Origin of the sequence: Streptomyces cylindrosporus (assembly GCF_022698165.1) — a bacterium.
Classification (GTDB): Bacteria; Actinomycetota; Actinomycetes; order Streptomycetales; family Streptomycetaceae; genus Streptomyces; species Streptomyces cylindrosporus.
Genome location: NZ_JALDAY010000005.1, coordinates 261,111 through 274,694 on the forward strand (window position 1 = coordinate 261,111; position 13,584 = coordinate 274,694).

Below are 13,584 nucleotides of genomic sequence, written 5' to 3' on the forward strand. Positions count from 1 at the left end.
CTGAGATGCGGGATAATGGCTTGGAAGCAATGTGTTCGATGCCGGTGTCGCGTGTCCCAGTCCCACGCTGTGGCCCGCGCGTGCCCTCCCGGGCCGTCGGCTTTGACGATGAGCTGGTTTCAGGAAGGGGAACGAGCATGGCGGCCATGAAGCCGCGGACGGGCGATGGCCCGCTCGAGGTGACCAAGGAGGGGCGGGGCATTGTCATGCGCGTTCCGCTCGAAGGCGGCGGTCGACTCGTCGTCGAGCTGACCCCTGACGAGGCCGACGCGCTCGGTGACGCCCTCAAGAAGGTCGTCGGCTGACGCGGAAGCGACCATACCCTTTCAGCTGCCCCGGCACCCATGTGGTGCCGGGGTTGCTGTTTGTGGACCTCGTCACCGCTTGCCTCGTCACCGCTTGACGGCGCACAGCAGACCGTCGCCCACCGGCAGCAGCGACGGCACCAGCTCCTGGCTCTCGCGCACCGCGCGCAGCAGCTCCCGCAGCCGCAGGACCTCGGTCGGCTGCGGCCCCGAGTCGACCGTGCGGCCGTTGGCGAAGACGCCCTCGAAGACCACCAGGCCCCCCGGACGGAGCAGGCGCAACGATTCAGCGAGGTAGTCCATGACCTCCTGCCGGTCGCCGTCGCAGAAGACGAGGTCGTAGCCGGCGTCCGCGAGCCGGGGCAGGACGTCCAGGGCGCGCCCGGGGATGAACCGGGCCCGGTTGCTCGCGAAACCGCAGGCGCGGAAGGCCTGGCGGGCGAACTGCTGGTGCTCCGGCTCCGGGTCGACGGTGGTGAGGACCCCGTCGGGGCGCATGCCGTGCAGGAGATGGATGCCGGAGACACCGGTGCCCGTGCCGATCTCGGCGACCGCCTTCGCGTCCACCGAGGCCGCCAGCAACCGCAGCGCGGCGCCCGTGCCGGGCGACACCGAGCGCAGCCCCGCCTCGCGGGCCCGGTCACGGGCCCAGCGCAGGACTTCGTCCTCGGCGACGTAGGCGTCGGCGAACGCCCAGCTCGTCTGCCGGTTGCCGGTAATGACCCTCTCCTGTCCCCGTGGTTGCCTGGGCGTGACTGTATCCGTTGGGGCCGGGAACCCGCAGATGGGACCGGGCGTTTAGAGGGGTGGAGACGACAGCGGGGGGACACAGTTGGATCACGACGAGGGGCAGCGGCCCGAGCAACTGCAGACGCAGGGGCCCGAGCGGTATGAGCCCAGATCAAATTCTCGTAAAACCGCTTATCCGGAGCTAACGGGCGAGGTGGCTATGGTAGGGGCTCCACTGGACACCACCAGAGCCGACAGGGGAGGTGCGGCTGCGCCTGTGGATCGCGGAGGAGTGCTGCGGCGCTTCCTCGGATCGGCGGGCAGGCCGAAATCCGTGAACGACACCGCTGCTGACCCCAGCCACGCCGACGCCCCCGCGGGCGAGGCCCAGACCGCGACTTTCTCCACCGACGCGGACGGGCAGGCATGGACTCCGCCCACCTGGGAGGAGATCGTCAGCACCCACAGCGGCCGGGTCTACCGGCTGGCGTACCGCCTGACCGGTAACCAGCACGACGCGGAGGACCTCACCCAGGAGGTCTTCGTCCGCGTCTTCCGCTCCCTGTCCACCTACACGCCGGGCACCTTCGAGGGCTGGCTGCACCGCATCACGACGAACCTGTTCCTGGACATGGTCCGCCGCAAGCAGCGCATCCGCTTCGACGCCCTCGGGGACGACGCGGCCGAGCGCCTGCCCAGCCGCGAGCCCAACCCGCAGCAGATCTTCAACGACGCCCACTTCGACGCGGACGTCCAGCAGGCCCTCGACACGCTCGCGCCCGAGTTCCGCGCCGCGGTCGTCCTGTGCGACATCGAAGGACTGTCGTACGAGGAGATCGCCGCGACCCTCGGCGTCAAGCTCGGCACGGTCCGCTCCCGGATCCACCGCGGCCGTTCCCAGCTGCGCAAGGCCCTCGCGCACCGCTCGCCGGAGGCCCGCGCGGCCGAGCGTCGGTCCTTCGTGCCACGCGTGGCCGCTCTGGGGGGAGGGGGCGCGACCGCGTGAGTGGATCACGACCCGGCCCCGCCGAGCGGCATCTGTCCGAGCAGCATCTGGGAGACCGACTCTCCGCCCTGGTGGACGGAGAGCTCGGTCATGAGTCGCGCGAGCGCGTCCTCGCCCACCTGGCCACCTGCGCCCGGTGCAAGGCGGAGGCCGACGCCCAGCGACAGCTGAAGAACGTCTTCGCGGAGGCGGCGCCCCCGCCGCCCTCCGAGAGCTTCCTGGCCCGGCTCCAGGGGCTCCCCGGAGGAGGTGACGATCCGGACGGCGGCTCGCCGTTCGGCGGGGGAAGACTCCCCGGCTCCGCCACCGGGAAGTTCGGCACCTCCGGAGTCTTCGGACTGAAGCAGCGCCCCGACCGCTTCGAGTTCGACTACGCGCCCGCCGCACAGCACGCCGTCCCCGCACCTGGCCTCCCCGCCTCCGACCGTGGCTTCCGCATCCATGACGTCAGCCGTCACGAGACCGACCGCTCGGCCTCCCGCGGGATGCGGTTCGCGTTCGTCGCCGCCGGGGCGGTGTCGCTGGCCGCGATCGCGCTGGGCGGCGTCACGACCGGCTCGCTGACGGACACGGCCGCGGACGCGCGCGGCGGTTCCGGCGCCGGCAGCAACGTGACTCCGGCGCGCACGCCGGGCACGGGGGCCGCGACGGCTCCCGAGACCCAGCGGCGCCGTGGCGTCGGCCCGCTGCTCGGGCAGGTGCAGGGGCAGCGTTCGCTCGGCGAGACCCCGGCCGCCCCGACCCAGGTGTCCGCACCGCTGCTGCCCGGCGTACCGAGCCCGGCCGTCTCCGAGCAGGCTCTGCACACGCTGGCCGCCCCCGTGATGGCCGGTGCGGCGGTGATGTCCCCGCTGATACGTCCGCTCACCGACTCCCAGCCGCTCACATTGACCTCGTGGTCCCCCGCCGCCGAGACCACGGGCCTCGGCCTCCTCGCCGCACCCGTCCCCGACTCGACTTCCTCTCCTTCCCCCTCCCACACCGCGCGCTGACCCGCGGCCCGGGAACCTGGTTCAATCCTGGGTGAGCCGTGCCCACGGCCGGGACTGGCCTCGGCCGCCGGGCGCGGAGCCGACGAACTGGGGCCGCCGCCGTGCCGCGCCGCGGCCAGCTGTGGGGAGAGCATGGACGAGGGGAAGCCCACGAAGCGGTGGTGGAACCGACCGCGTCCCGAGGGGGCGGCCGCGGTGACGTCGGCGGGGGAGGCCCCGGTGGGGGAGACCCCGGTGGGGGAGACCCCGGTGGGGGAGACCCCGGCGGTGGAGACCCCGGCGGTGGAGACCCCGGTTGCGACGACGCCGACTGCGGAGACACCGGCGACGGAGACACCGGGGAAGACCGCGGGCGTGATGCCGACGGCGGAGACGCTGGCAGACGCGACACCGGGAGCGGTGAGCGGCCCGGGCGGTGCGGATCGGGTGGCGGAACCGGCCGGCAGCGTCGACGGGATGCCAGGTGCGGACAGGGATACGGACGCGGATGCGCTGGCGGGTACGGCGCCGGTCGGTGGGGCTGCTTCGGTGCGGCGCGAAGACGACGGCGGGGACTTCGAGTTGGCCCGGCCGACGGTCCTCCCGGGCTCGGCAGCCGTCCCGGGCTCGGCAGCCGTCCCGGGCTCGGCAGCCGTCCCGGGCTCGGCAGCCGTCCCGGACTCGGCAGCCGTCCCGGACTCGGCGGCCGTCCCCGATCCGGATGCCGCTTCTTCCGATGGCGACTTCGAGTTGAGGCCTCCTCAGGGCGTCCTCGACGCGTCCGGGGCCGACGGTGACTTCGAGCTGGCTCGGCCCGCCGAGGTGCCGCCCTCGGCTCCGGTTCCCGCCCCCGCTCCCCGCGCCGAGCAGCCCAAGCCCCTGCACGCTCCCGACCCCTACGGCACCCCACCGTACGGCGAACCCGGCCCCTGGGCCCCCGCCCCGCCCGTCCAGCACCCCGCGACCACACCGGCCCACGGCACGCCCCTGCCGACCCCGCACGCACCCGAGCACGGTGCGCCGCCGCCCCAACACCCCGCCCCCGCCAACCCCTGGCAGAACTACGACCCCTGGGCCCCCGTCCCCGCCGCCCCCCTCCAGCAGAACGGCGCCCCCGTCGACGACCACCACAAGCGCCGTCGGCGGGTGAGGAAGGCCCTCGTCACCGGTGCCGTCGTCCTCGCGCTCGTCTCCGGGGGCGTCGGGGGTGCCATCGGGGCCTATCTGGAGCGCAACGGCGGTGTGGGCGACGTATCGCTTCCGCAGGCCGGGAAGGAGGCCGCCGGGCGGGCGCCCGACAGTGTGGCGGGGATCGCCGCGCGGGCCCTGCCCAGCGTGGTGACCCTGCATGTGACCGGGGCCGAGGAGTCCGGCACCGGGACCGGGTTCGTGCTCGACGACCGGGGGCACATCCTCACCAACAACCACGTCGTCCAGCCCGCCGGAGCCGACGGGCAGATATCCGTGACCTTCAACAGCGGGGACACCGCCAAGGCCACCGTCGTGGGGCGGGACACGGGGTACGACCTCGCCGTCGTGAAGGTGACCGGCGTGCACGGGCTCAAGCCCATGGCCCTCGGCAACTCCGACAACGTCCAGGTCGGCGACCCGGTCGTCGCCATCGGCGCCCCCTTCGACCTGGAGGGCACCGTCACCTCCGGCATCATCAGCGCCAAGGAACGGCCCATCACGGCCGGCGGCGACAGCGCCGACGGGAGCGATGTGTCGTACGTCGACGCGCTGCAGACCGACGCGCCGATCAACCCGGGCAACTCCGGCGGGCCCCTGCTCGACACCAGCGCCCGCGTCATCGGGATCAACTCCGCCATCCGGTCCGCCGACGACGGTTCCGGGTCGGAGAGCGGTCAGGCCGGTTCCATCGGGCTCGGCTTCGCCATCCCCGTCAACCAGGCCAAGCGCGTCGCCGAGGAGCTCATCAACACCGGCAAGGCCACCCACCCCGTCATCGGCGTCACCCTCGACATGGACTACACCGGCGACGGCGCCCGCGTCGGCACCAAGGCCACCGGCGGCGGCCCCGCCGTCAACGCGGGCGGCCCCGGCGACAAGGCCGGCATCAAGGCGGGCGACATCATCACCGAGGTCGACGGCCAGCGCGTCCACTCCGGCGAGGAACTGATCGTCAAGACCCGCGCCCACCGGCCCGGCGACCGGCTGGAGCTGACCGTGCGGCGCGGCGGCAAGGAGCTGAGGATCTCGCTGGTCCTCGGCTCCTCCGAAGGCAGCTGAGGCCGCCGAGGCGGCCGAGCACGATTGACAGGAACCTCATAGGGGGCCGCCCGTATGCGGCTCCCACAAGGCAAACATCGCGGAAAACCGCCCGTCCGCGCGCACTCGCGGAGCTCGGGACAGTACCGGTCGTGCCGGATCGCCGGGTACCGTGGTTCCGGCCCGGAATCGCAAGGAGCTTCAGGTGTTCAATGACATAGGACCGCTCGAGCTCATCACGCTCGTTGTCCTCGCCGTGCTCGTCTTCGGTCCGGACAAGCTCCCGAAGGTCATCCAGGACGTCATGCGGACGATCCGCAAGATCCGGGAGTTCTCGGAGAGCGCCAAGCAGGACATCCGCAGCGAGCTCGGACCCGAGTTCAAGGACTTCGAGTTCGAGGACCTGAACCCCAAGACGTTCATCCGCAAGCAGCTGGACAACGACGAACTGGGGCTCAAGGAGATCCGCAACGGCTTCGACCTGAAGAAGGAGATGGCCGAGGTCACGGACGCGGTGCACAGCACCGACGCGCCGTCGTCGTCCTCCTCTTCCGCGTCCTCCGGTTCGTCCTCCTCCGGCCGCGTCGACATGACCAAGAAGCCCGAGGACGACGACCGCCCGCCCTTCGACGCGGACGCCACCTGAGCTGTACCGGCGGACACCGGCCGAGCCGTACGGACACCCGATTCGAAACCGTCGTACGTGACGCGTTTCATACTCGCTCGCGCCTTCGCACGGCCTGAACCCGCCTTCCGCACGACCCACGCGCCGGGCGATTTCCCGGTTGCTCTCCGTGGTGTGGCTATGCTGCCGAGTTGTTGTGCGGACCGGACGAGTCAGCCCGAAGGGGGGCGGGCCGCTTCGGTCCGACGAGAGCGAGGAGGCGTCCGGGCACATGGAGACGACGAGTCAGGTCGCGCAGGCGCCGGCCGCGGAGGGCGGACAACAGGTTCCCTCCGCCCGGCGCACGGTCGACGGCTACCTGCAGGCGCCCTTCCCGTGGTACGGCCTCGACGAGGCCTTCACGGGGCCGCGCTGGCTGATGCAGGTCGGGACGGCGGCCGACGGGGCCGTCGAGCACGGGTCCATCGGACACGGCGACGAGCCCTCGGTGAAGAACGAGGCGGGTTCTGTCGGTGAGCCGAGGGAGAAGTTCGCGGTCGTCGTGACCGTCGCGGCGAACCCCTCCCGCAGGAGCGCCGACGGCACGGGGCTGCTGGAGGCCACGTCGGTCTCCTCGGCGGCCTGGCTGGCCGGGGTGGGGCTGCTGTCGTTCACCTGGCCCGGTCAGATGGACCACTCGCTGCGGGACGACTGGCTGGAGCAGCAGACCGAGACCGCCTGGGCGCTGGCCGACGACCTGGACGGCGCGGAGTGGTCGACGCTGTCCCTGCCCGTCGACGGCGTGCCCACACCCTTCCACTACAGGGAGTCCGAGTTCGGCTGGGTGCTCGCCGGGTCCACGCAGGAAGGCGTGCACGTGGGGGCGTACGGGAGAGGCATGAGCGCGTACGGGCTCGGCTTCGCCATGATCAAGGACATCGGCGAGTACGCCTGAAAACCAGTGGGGAACTGCGGGCCGTAGGTGGCTGGCCGCGCAGTTCCCCGCGCCCCCAGGGCGATGCTCTAGAACTTGTTCCTGGGAGTGATCCCCAGGGACAGTCCCGAAAGACCCCGCTGCCGGCCCCCCAGCTTCCCCGCGATGCCCCGCAGGGCCGCGCCCGCCGGGCTGTCCGGGTCGGTCAGGACCACCGGCCTGCCGTCGTCGCCGCCCTCGCGGAGGCGGACGTCGATCGGGATGGAGCCGAGGACCGGGACCGTCGCGCCCGTCGTGCGGGTCAGGCCGTCCGCCACCGTCTGGCCGCCGCCCGTGCCGAAGACGTCGACCATCTCGCCGCAGTGCGGACAGGGCAGGCCGGACATGTTCTCGACCACGCCGACGATCTTCTGGTGAGTCTGCACGGCGATGGAGCCGGCCCGCTCGGCGACCTCGGCCGCCGCCTGCTGAGGCGTGGTGACGACGAGGATCTCGGCGTTCGGGACCAGCTGGGCGACCGAGATGGCGATGTCACCGGTGCCGGGCGGGAGGTCCAGGAGCAGGACGTCCAGGTCGCCCCAGTACACGTCCGCCAGGAACTGCTGAAGAGCCCGGTGCAGCATCGGACCGCGCCAGACCACCGGTGCGTTGCCCGGCGTGAACATGCCGATGGAGATGACCTTCACGCCGTTCGCGGACGGCGGCATGATCATGTTCTCGACCTGGGTGGGAAGGCCGTCGGCGCCCAGCATGCGCGGCACGCTGTGGCCGTAGATGTCGGCGTCCACGACACCGACCTTCAGACCGTCCGCCGCCATCGCCGCCGCCAGGTTCACCGTCACCGAGGACTTGCCGACGCCGCCCTTTCCGGAGGCCACCGCGTACACGCGGGTGAGCGAGCCCGGCTTGGCGAAGGGGACCTCGCGCTCGGCCTGGCCGCCGCGCAGCGCGTTCGCCAGCTCTTTGCGCTGCTCGTCGCTCATCACGTCCAGCGAGACGTCGACGCGGGTGACGCCCTCGACCGCCGAGACCGCGTCCGTCACGCGCTGCGTGATCGTCTCGCGCATCGGGCAGCCGGAGACCGTCAGGTACACGGTGACCGCGACCGCCCCGTCCGCTCCGATGTCCACCGACTTGACCATCCCGAGCTCGGTGATGGGTCGGTTGATCTCGGGGTCGTTCACCGTCGCCAGTGCCTCGCGCACCGCGTCTTCGCTAGCCATACAGACGATGGTACGGCTCGGTAGCCGGGCCCCGGTAAGCCCGTCACCGGTCGTCTACGTCACGTCCCGACGGCCGTTCTGCCGGGAATACCACGTGTTTGTGGTGGCCGTTCTGCCGTTCCTCCAGCTCCTTCACCATGTCCTGCAGCTCGGAGCGGATCCAGTCCCGGGTCGCCACCTCGCCGAGGCCGATGCGCAGCGCGGCGATCTCCCGGGTCAGGTACTCGGTGTCGGCGATGGACCGCTCGTTCTGCTTGCGGTCCTGTTCGAGGTTGACCCGGTCGCGGTCGTCCTGCCGGTTCTGCGCGAGCAGGATCAGCGGGGCCGCGTAGGAGGCCTGCAGCGACAGCATCAGGGTCAGGAAGATGAACGGGTAGTTGTCGAAGCGCAGGCCGCTCGGCGCGAAGACGTTCCACACCACCCACAGCACGATGACGACCGTCATCCAGACGATGAACCGTCCCGTGCCGAGGAAGCGCGCGATGCGCTCCGAGAGCCGCCCGAAGGCCTCCGGGTCCCACTCGGGCAGCAGCCGCCTGCGGGGCGGACGCGGCTGGTCGAGGCGGGCGCGCGGGCGCGTGGCCGCCGTCGCGCCGGCCGGCGTCCGCTCCCGTGTGCTCTCACGCTCAGGAGCCATGCGCGGCCACCCCCTCCGCACCCTCGTCCAGGTGGAACTCGGTCTCCCGCCAGTCCTCGGGCAGCATGTGGTCCAGTACGTCGTCCACGGTCACCGCGCCGAGCAGCGACCCGGCCTCGTCGACGACCGGCGCCGCCACCATGTCGTACGTCGCGAAGAACCCGGCGACGACCGGCAGCTGCGCCTCCGGGTCCAGCGGTTGCAGGTCGTCGTCGATGATCGAGCTGACCAGCGTGTACGGCGGGTCGCGCAGCAGCCGCTGGAAGTGGACCGTGCCGAGGTACTTGCCGGTCGGCGTCTCGTCGGGCGGGCGGCAGACGTAGACCTGGGCGGCGAGGGCCGGGGAGAGGTCGGGGTTGCGCACGCGCGCGAGGGCGTCGGCGACGGTGGCGTCGGGGCGCAGCACGATCGGCTCGGTCGTCATCAGACCGCCGGCGGTGTGCTCCTCGTACGACATCAGGCGCCGCATGTCGGCCGCGTCGGACGGCTGCATCAGGCTCAGCAGCCGCTCCTTGTCCTCCTCGGGGAGTTCGGAGAGCAGGTCGGCCGCGTCGTCCGGGTCCATGGCCTCCAGGACGTCGGCGGCACGTTCCTCCTTCAGCTTGCCGAGGATCTCGATCTGGTCGTCCTCCGGGAGCTCTTCGAGTACGTCGGCCAGCCGGTCGTCGTCGAGAGCCGCGGCGACCTCCGCGCGCCGCTTGGCGGACAGGTGGTGCAGGACGTTGGCGAGGTCGGCGGGGCGCAGCTGCTCGAAGGTGGCCAGGAGGCTCTCGGCGCCCTGTCCGTGCTCCTCCAGGGAGAAGCCGGTGACGGAGGACCAGTCGACGGTCAGCGCCTCGCCCTTGGCCCTTCTGAAGGCGCCGCCCTTCCTGCCCTTGCGGACGAAGACGCGGTCCACCTCCCAGTCCCGGCGGGCCGGCAGCTGCTGCACCGACAGGTCCAGGACGGTCACCTCCTCGCCGGTCTCGACGAGGGTGACCCGGCGGTCGAGCAGCTCGCCGAAGACGAGGCGCTCGGTGGGGCGCTGCTCGAAGCGGCGGACGTTGAGCACGCCGGTGGCGATGACCTGGCCCGACTCGATGCTGGTGACTCTGGTCATCTGCAGGAAGATGCGTCGCCGGGTGGGCAGTTCGACGACCAGCCCGAGCACGCGCGGGGGCCGTCGGCCGACGCGCAGCATGACGACGAGGTCGCGCACGCGGCCGACCTGGTCGCCGTTGGGATCGAACACGGCGACCCCGGACAGGTGCGAGACGAAGATCCGGGAAGGGGCGCCCGCTGCCATGGGTGCGCCTCCTTTTCTCACGAGAGTTCCGTTCTGGATTTCTTTTTCCGGATTGCCCGCTCGGATGGGCTTCAGGCTAGCCCGTACCGATCGGATCCGCGCTGGTGGGAGGTCCGGACGGACTGCCTCCGCTCGGCTCCCGGCTCACCGGTACGCTGCCGTACGCTCCTCGCGTCCCCCGACCGAAAGGCAGCCCCGCCTGTGACCGCGATTCCCCAGGGCCGTAACCGCAGGACCGCGCTGTGCGCACTGGCCGTGGTGGGGGCGGGGTTGCTCGTCGGGTGCAGTTCGGATCCGGACGAGGGGACCAACGGGGTCGGCAAGCTGCCGGCCGCCACCATCCAGTCGAAGACCCGCGCCGCCGCCGGCTCGGCCGACGCCGTGCGGCTGGCCGGAACCGTGGTCACCAACGGGCGCACGTACAAGCTCGACATGCGGCTGAAGTCCGACGGCGCCACCGGCTCGGTCACCTCCAAGGGCATCGCCTTCGGGCTGCTGCGGATCGGCGAGCAGCTGTATCTGAAGGCCGGCGCGGAGTTCTGGAACCACGCCGACGGGGAGAAGGACGGCGACAAGGACGAGTCGGCCGCGGGCAAGCTCGACGGCAAGTACGTGAAGGTGCCGTCGGGCGACCCGGCGTACAAGAAGTTCAGCGGCTTCACGGACATGGACGTACTCCTCGAAGGCTTGCTGACACTGCACGGTGACCTCGCGACGGACGGCCACCACGAGCAGTCGGGTACCCGGACCATCCGCATCACCGGTGACAAGGGCTCCGGCGGCACCCTCGACGTCTCCCTGGAGGGCAGGCCGTACCCACTGCGGCTGGAGCGCGCGGCGGGCGCGGGCACGCTGACCTTCTCCTCCTGGGACAAGGACTTCGCCCTCACCGAGCCGAAGGGCAGCGAGACGGTGGACTACGGCAAGCAGCTGCCGACGTCCTAGCCGGTTACCGTCGGCGCTTCTTCAGCAGCAGCCGCGGCAGCCCCGCGGGGATCGGCCGGCGAGTCGTGGCCGGCGTCGGCAGCGGTGCCTCGGCCAGGCTGTCGGCGGGCAACGGCGCTGTCGCCCCGGTCGGTTCCAGCCGCAGCACCCGGCACTCGCGCGCCCAGCGCTCCGGCATCGCCTCGCCGTCGGGGGCGTTGAGCCGCTTGCCCTTCAGCTCGGCGACGGTCGCCTCGTACTGCTCGGTCCCCGCGGTCAGTTCCACGACCTTCGCGGACCAGGAGACCAGCCGGCCGCCCTTGTCCTTGCTGCGGACGGTGACCTCGGCGGAGCCGCCGTCCACGAGCCCAGGCAGCGGCTGCTCGCCCGGTCCGTCGCCGACCACGCACGCGGCACCCTCGTGCCACACGTGCCACAGCGCACGGGCCGGGACGCCGGCTCCCGAGACCCAGACGAGGCCGGACTTCTTCGTGGCCTCCTCGACGAGGGCCTGGTCGAGCAGCTCGCTTGTCATGGGCCCAGCCTATCCAGGCCCGCTCACAGCCAGCCGTTGCGCTTCAGCGTGCGGTGGATGCCCAGACACAGCCCGACGGTCAGGCACAGCACCATCGGGTAGCCGAACCGCCAGTGCAGCTCGGGCATGTGGTCGAAGTTCATGCCGTACACACCGGTCACCATGGTCGGTACGGCGATGATCGCGGCCCATGCGGTGATCTTCCGCATGTCCTCGTTCTGCGCGACGGACGCCTGCGCGAGGTTGGCCTGGAGGATCGAGTTGAGCAGCTCGTCGAAGCCGAGGACCTGCTCCTGGACGCGGGCGAGGTGGTCGGCGACGTCCCGGAAGTACTTCTGGATGTCGGGGTCGACCAGCCGCATCGGCCGCTCGCTCAGCAGCTGCATGGGCCGCAGCAGCGGGGAGACCGCGCGCTTGAACTCCAGGACCTCGCGCTTGAGCTGGTAGATCCGCGCCGAGTCCACACCGCGCGCGACCCCGCGTCGGCCGGGCGAGAAGACCTCGGTCTCCACCTCGTCGATGTCGTCCTGGACGGCGTCGGCGACCGCCACATAGCCGTCGACGACATGGTCGGCGATCGCGTGCAGCACCGCCGAGGGGCCCTTGGCGAGCAGCTCCGGGTCGTCCTGGAGCCGGTGCCGCAGGGCACGCAGCGAGCCCTGGCCGCCGTGCCGGACGGTGATGAAGAAGTCCCGGCCGGTGAAGCACATGACCTCGCCGGACTCCACGACCTCGCTGGTGGCGGTGAGCCGGTCGTGCTCGACGTAGTGGACGGTCTTGAAGACGGTGAAGAGGGAGTCGTCGTAGCGCTCCAGCTTGGGCCGCTGGTGGGCCTGGACCGCGTCCTCCACGGCCAGCGGGTGCAGCCCGAACTCGCTTGCGATACCGGCGAATTCGGCCTCGGTCGGCTCGTGCAGGCCGATCCAGACGAAGCCCCCGTCGCGGCGCACCGCGCGCATCGCCTCGTGCGGGGTGAGCGGCCTGCCGGTGTCGACGCGGGCGCCGTCGCGGTAGACCGCGCAGTCGACGACGGCCGACGGGGTGCCGGGGTCGCGCGTCGTGTCGTACGTGCCGGTGTCCTTGCGCAGGGACGGGCGGGAGGGCCGGACCGCGGCTCGGAGGTCACGGATCATCGACATGGCTGGCTCCTTCGTGGCAGGCAACGAAAGACCGCCGACGACGGCTGGAACTACCCGGAATGGGGACGTCCTGCTGCGGGTGTTTGGCACGTCCACAAAGCGGGGAGCACCGCACCATCGCGGTGGTGAGCTTCGCTGCAGAGTCAGATCAGACGGATCAGGCAAAACGAGACGAAGCGCTCTTCCGCAAGAAGACGTGAGCGTGAAAGGCGGCGGTCAGCCAGAGCCGGATCAGCTGTATCAGCGGCGGGAAGAGCGAGTGGTACTGCACGGGTGACTTCGATCCATGACAGCCCCACCTCCTCCGGCCGGTCCCTCGTAAGGGAGTCCCTGTCGCGTCGGGACTTGATCGCGACGCTTCTGCGTGCTGCCCGAACGACCGGGCCAGAGTATCAGCCGCCCAAACTGTCAAGGCGCTGCTTTGCCCGGTACTGACGAGTTCTATGCTCGCCGCATGGTTGATGTTCTTCCCTTGGTCGAGGCCCGGTTGCGCTCCGCGCTGGGCGAACCGGACGCGCGCGCGGCCGTCACCTTCCTGGGCACGGACCGCATCGAGGTGCTGCGTTTCCGGTCGGAGGACATCGTCCGCTACGCCACGCTCGGCATGTCCGCGCAGCCGATGAGCGACCCCACCGTGGTGATCGCGGACCCGGTCAAAGGCCCGCGCGCCGAACTGGTTCTCTCGGTACGGGGAGGTCTCGCCGACACCGACAAGGCGCTGCGCCCGCTCGCCGTGCTCGCCGCGTCCCCGCAGGTCGAGGGCGTGATCGTGGCCCCCGGCGCCTCTCTCGACGTCGGTGAACCGCTGTGGCCCGGCGCCCCGTTCAGCTCGGTCCTGGTCGCCGAGCCGGGCGGTCTGATCGAGGACCTCGAACTCGACGAGCCCCTCGACCCGGTCCGCTTCCTCCCCCTGCTCCCGATGACGGCGAACGAGGCGGCCTGGAAGCGCGTCCACGGCGCCCAGGCCCTCCAGGAACGCTGGCTGACGAACGGCACGGACCTCCGCGATCCCTCCCGGAAGTCCGTCCCACTGGAGTGACTGACCAAGTGAGCAAGCTCACCA

Annotated in this window: 14 protein-coding genes; 8 read left to right on the forward strand and 6 right to left on the reverse strand. The window is 71.3% G+C overall.

Features of this window, described 5'->3' with window-relative positions; genetic code table 11:
• The first annotated feature begins 137 nt into the window (after positions 1–137).
• A complete protein-coding gene (locus MQP27_RS17515; protein WP_003966491.1) occupies positions 138–305 on the forward strand; it encodes a DUF3117 domain-containing protein in 168 nt (55 codons plus the stop codon).
• Positions 306–392: 87 nt separating this feature from the next.
• On the opposite strand, the gene MQP27_RS17520 is transcribed toward MQP27_RS17515, so the two are convergent.
• Positions 393–1,091: an O-methyltransferase gene (locus MQP27_RS17520; RefSeq protein ID WP_308289952.1), complete on the reverse strand. Its 699-nt coding sequence runs from the start codon at positions 1,089–1,091 to the stop codon at positions 393–395.
• 235 nt (positions 1,092–1,326) lie between these two features.
• On the opposite strand from MQP27_RS17520, the gene sigE reads away from it, so the two are divergent.
• The 5 genes from sigE (at position 1,327) to MQP27_RS17545 (ending at position 6,799) form a co-directional block, all read left to right on the forward strand.
• Complete coding sequence (gene sigE, locus MQP27_RS17525; protein ID WP_242766532.1) at positions 1,327–2,040, forward strand: RNA polymerase sigma factor SigE; 714 nt, start codon at positions 1,327–1,329, stop codon at positions 2,038–2,040.
• A complete protein-coding gene (locus MQP27_RS17530; RefSeq protein WP_242766119.1) occupies positions 2,037–3,032 on the forward strand; it encodes an anti-sigma factor family protein in 996 nt (331 codons plus the stop codon). The genes sigE and MQP27_RS17530 overlap by 4 nt, the downstream gene beginning before the upstream one ends.
• A 357-nt stretch (positions 3,033–3,389) precedes the next feature.
• Positions 3,390–5,261, forward strand: a complete 1,872-nt coding sequence (locus MQP27_RS17535) for a S1C family serine protease (RefSeq protein ID WP_372511239.1) — start codon at positions 3,390–3,392, stop codon at positions 5,259–5,261.
• A gap of 184 nt (positions 5,262–5,445) precedes the next feature.
• Positions 5,446–5,886: a sec-independent translocase gene (locus tag MQP27_RS17540; RefSeq protein WP_242766121.1), complete on the forward strand. Its 441-nt coding sequence runs from the start codon at positions 5,446–5,448 to the stop codon at positions 5,884–5,886.
• Between the two features lie 250 nt (positions 5,887–6,136).
• Positions 6,137–6,799, forward strand: coding sequence for a hypothetical protein (locus tag MQP27_RS17545; protein WP_242766122.1), 663 nt, complete (start codon positions 6,137–6,139; stop codon positions 6,797–6,799).
• A 68-nt stretch (positions 6,800–6,867) separates the two neighbouring features.
• On the opposite strand, the gene MQP27_RS17550 is transcribed toward MQP27_RS17545, so the two are convergent.
• From MQP27_RS17550 to MQP27_RS17560, 3 genes are read right to left on the reverse strand one after another with little or no spacing between them, the layout of a single operon-like run.
• Entirely contained in the window at positions 6,868–8,001 is a 1,134-nt protein-coding gene (locus MQP27_RS17550) for an Mrp/NBP35 family ATP-binding protein (RefSeq protein ID WP_242766123.1), read from the reverse strand.
• Between the two features lie 43 nt (positions 8,002–8,044).
• Positions 8,045–8,638 carry a DUF1003 domain-containing protein gene (locus tag MQP27_RS17555; RefSeq protein ID WP_242766124.1) on the reverse strand — a complete coding sequence of 198 codons (594 nt, stop codon included), beginning with the start codon at positions 8,636–8,638 and terminating at the stop codon, positions 8,045–8,047.
• Positions 8,628–9,923: a magnesium transporter MgtE N-terminal domain-containing protein gene (locus MQP27_RS17560; RefSeq protein WP_242766125.1), complete on the reverse strand. Its 1,296-nt coding sequence runs from the start codon at positions 9,921–9,923 to the stop codon at positions 8,628–8,630. Before MQP27_RS17560 ends, MQP27_RS17555 begins: the two co-directional genes overlap by 11 nt.
• Before the next feature lie 201 nt (positions 9,924–10,124).
• Between MQP27_RS17560 and MQP27_RS17565 the strand changes: the two genes are divergently transcribed.
• Positions 10,125–10,868: a hypothetical protein gene (locus MQP27_RS17565; RefSeq protein ID WP_242766126.1), complete on the forward strand. Its 744-nt coding sequence runs from the start codon at positions 10,125–10,127 to the stop codon at positions 10,866–10,868.
• Between the two features lie 4 nt (positions 10,869–10,872).
• On the opposite strand, the gene MQP27_RS17570 is transcribed toward MQP27_RS17565, so the two are convergent.
• Both MQP27_RS17570 and MQP27_RS17575 read right to left on the reverse strand, forming a co-directional pair.
• On the reverse strand, positions 10,873–11,382 hold the full coding sequence (locus tag MQP27_RS17570; RefSeq protein ID WP_242766127.1) for a hypothetical protein: 510 nt from the start codon (positions 11,380–11,382) through the stop codon (positions 10,873–10,875).
• 23 nt (positions 11,383–11,405) lie between these two features.
• Positions 11,406–12,521 carry a magnesium and cobalt transport protein CorA gene (locus MQP27_RS17575; protein WP_242766128.1) on the reverse strand — a complete coding sequence of 372 codons (1,116 nt, stop codon included), beginning with the start codon at positions 12,519–12,521 and terminating at the stop codon, positions 11,406–11,408.
• Positions 12,522–12,975: 454 nt separating this feature from the next.
• On the opposite strand from MQP27_RS17575, the gene MQP27_RS17580 reads away from it, so the two are divergent.
• The gene (locus MQP27_RS17580) at positions 12,976–13,560 is read left to right on the forward strand and encodes a suppressor of fused domain protein (protein ID WP_242766129.1); all 585 of its coding nucleotides are present in this window, start codon (positions 12,976–12,978) and stop codon (positions 13,558–13,560) included.
• Positions 13,561–13,584: the final 24 nt, after the last annotated feature.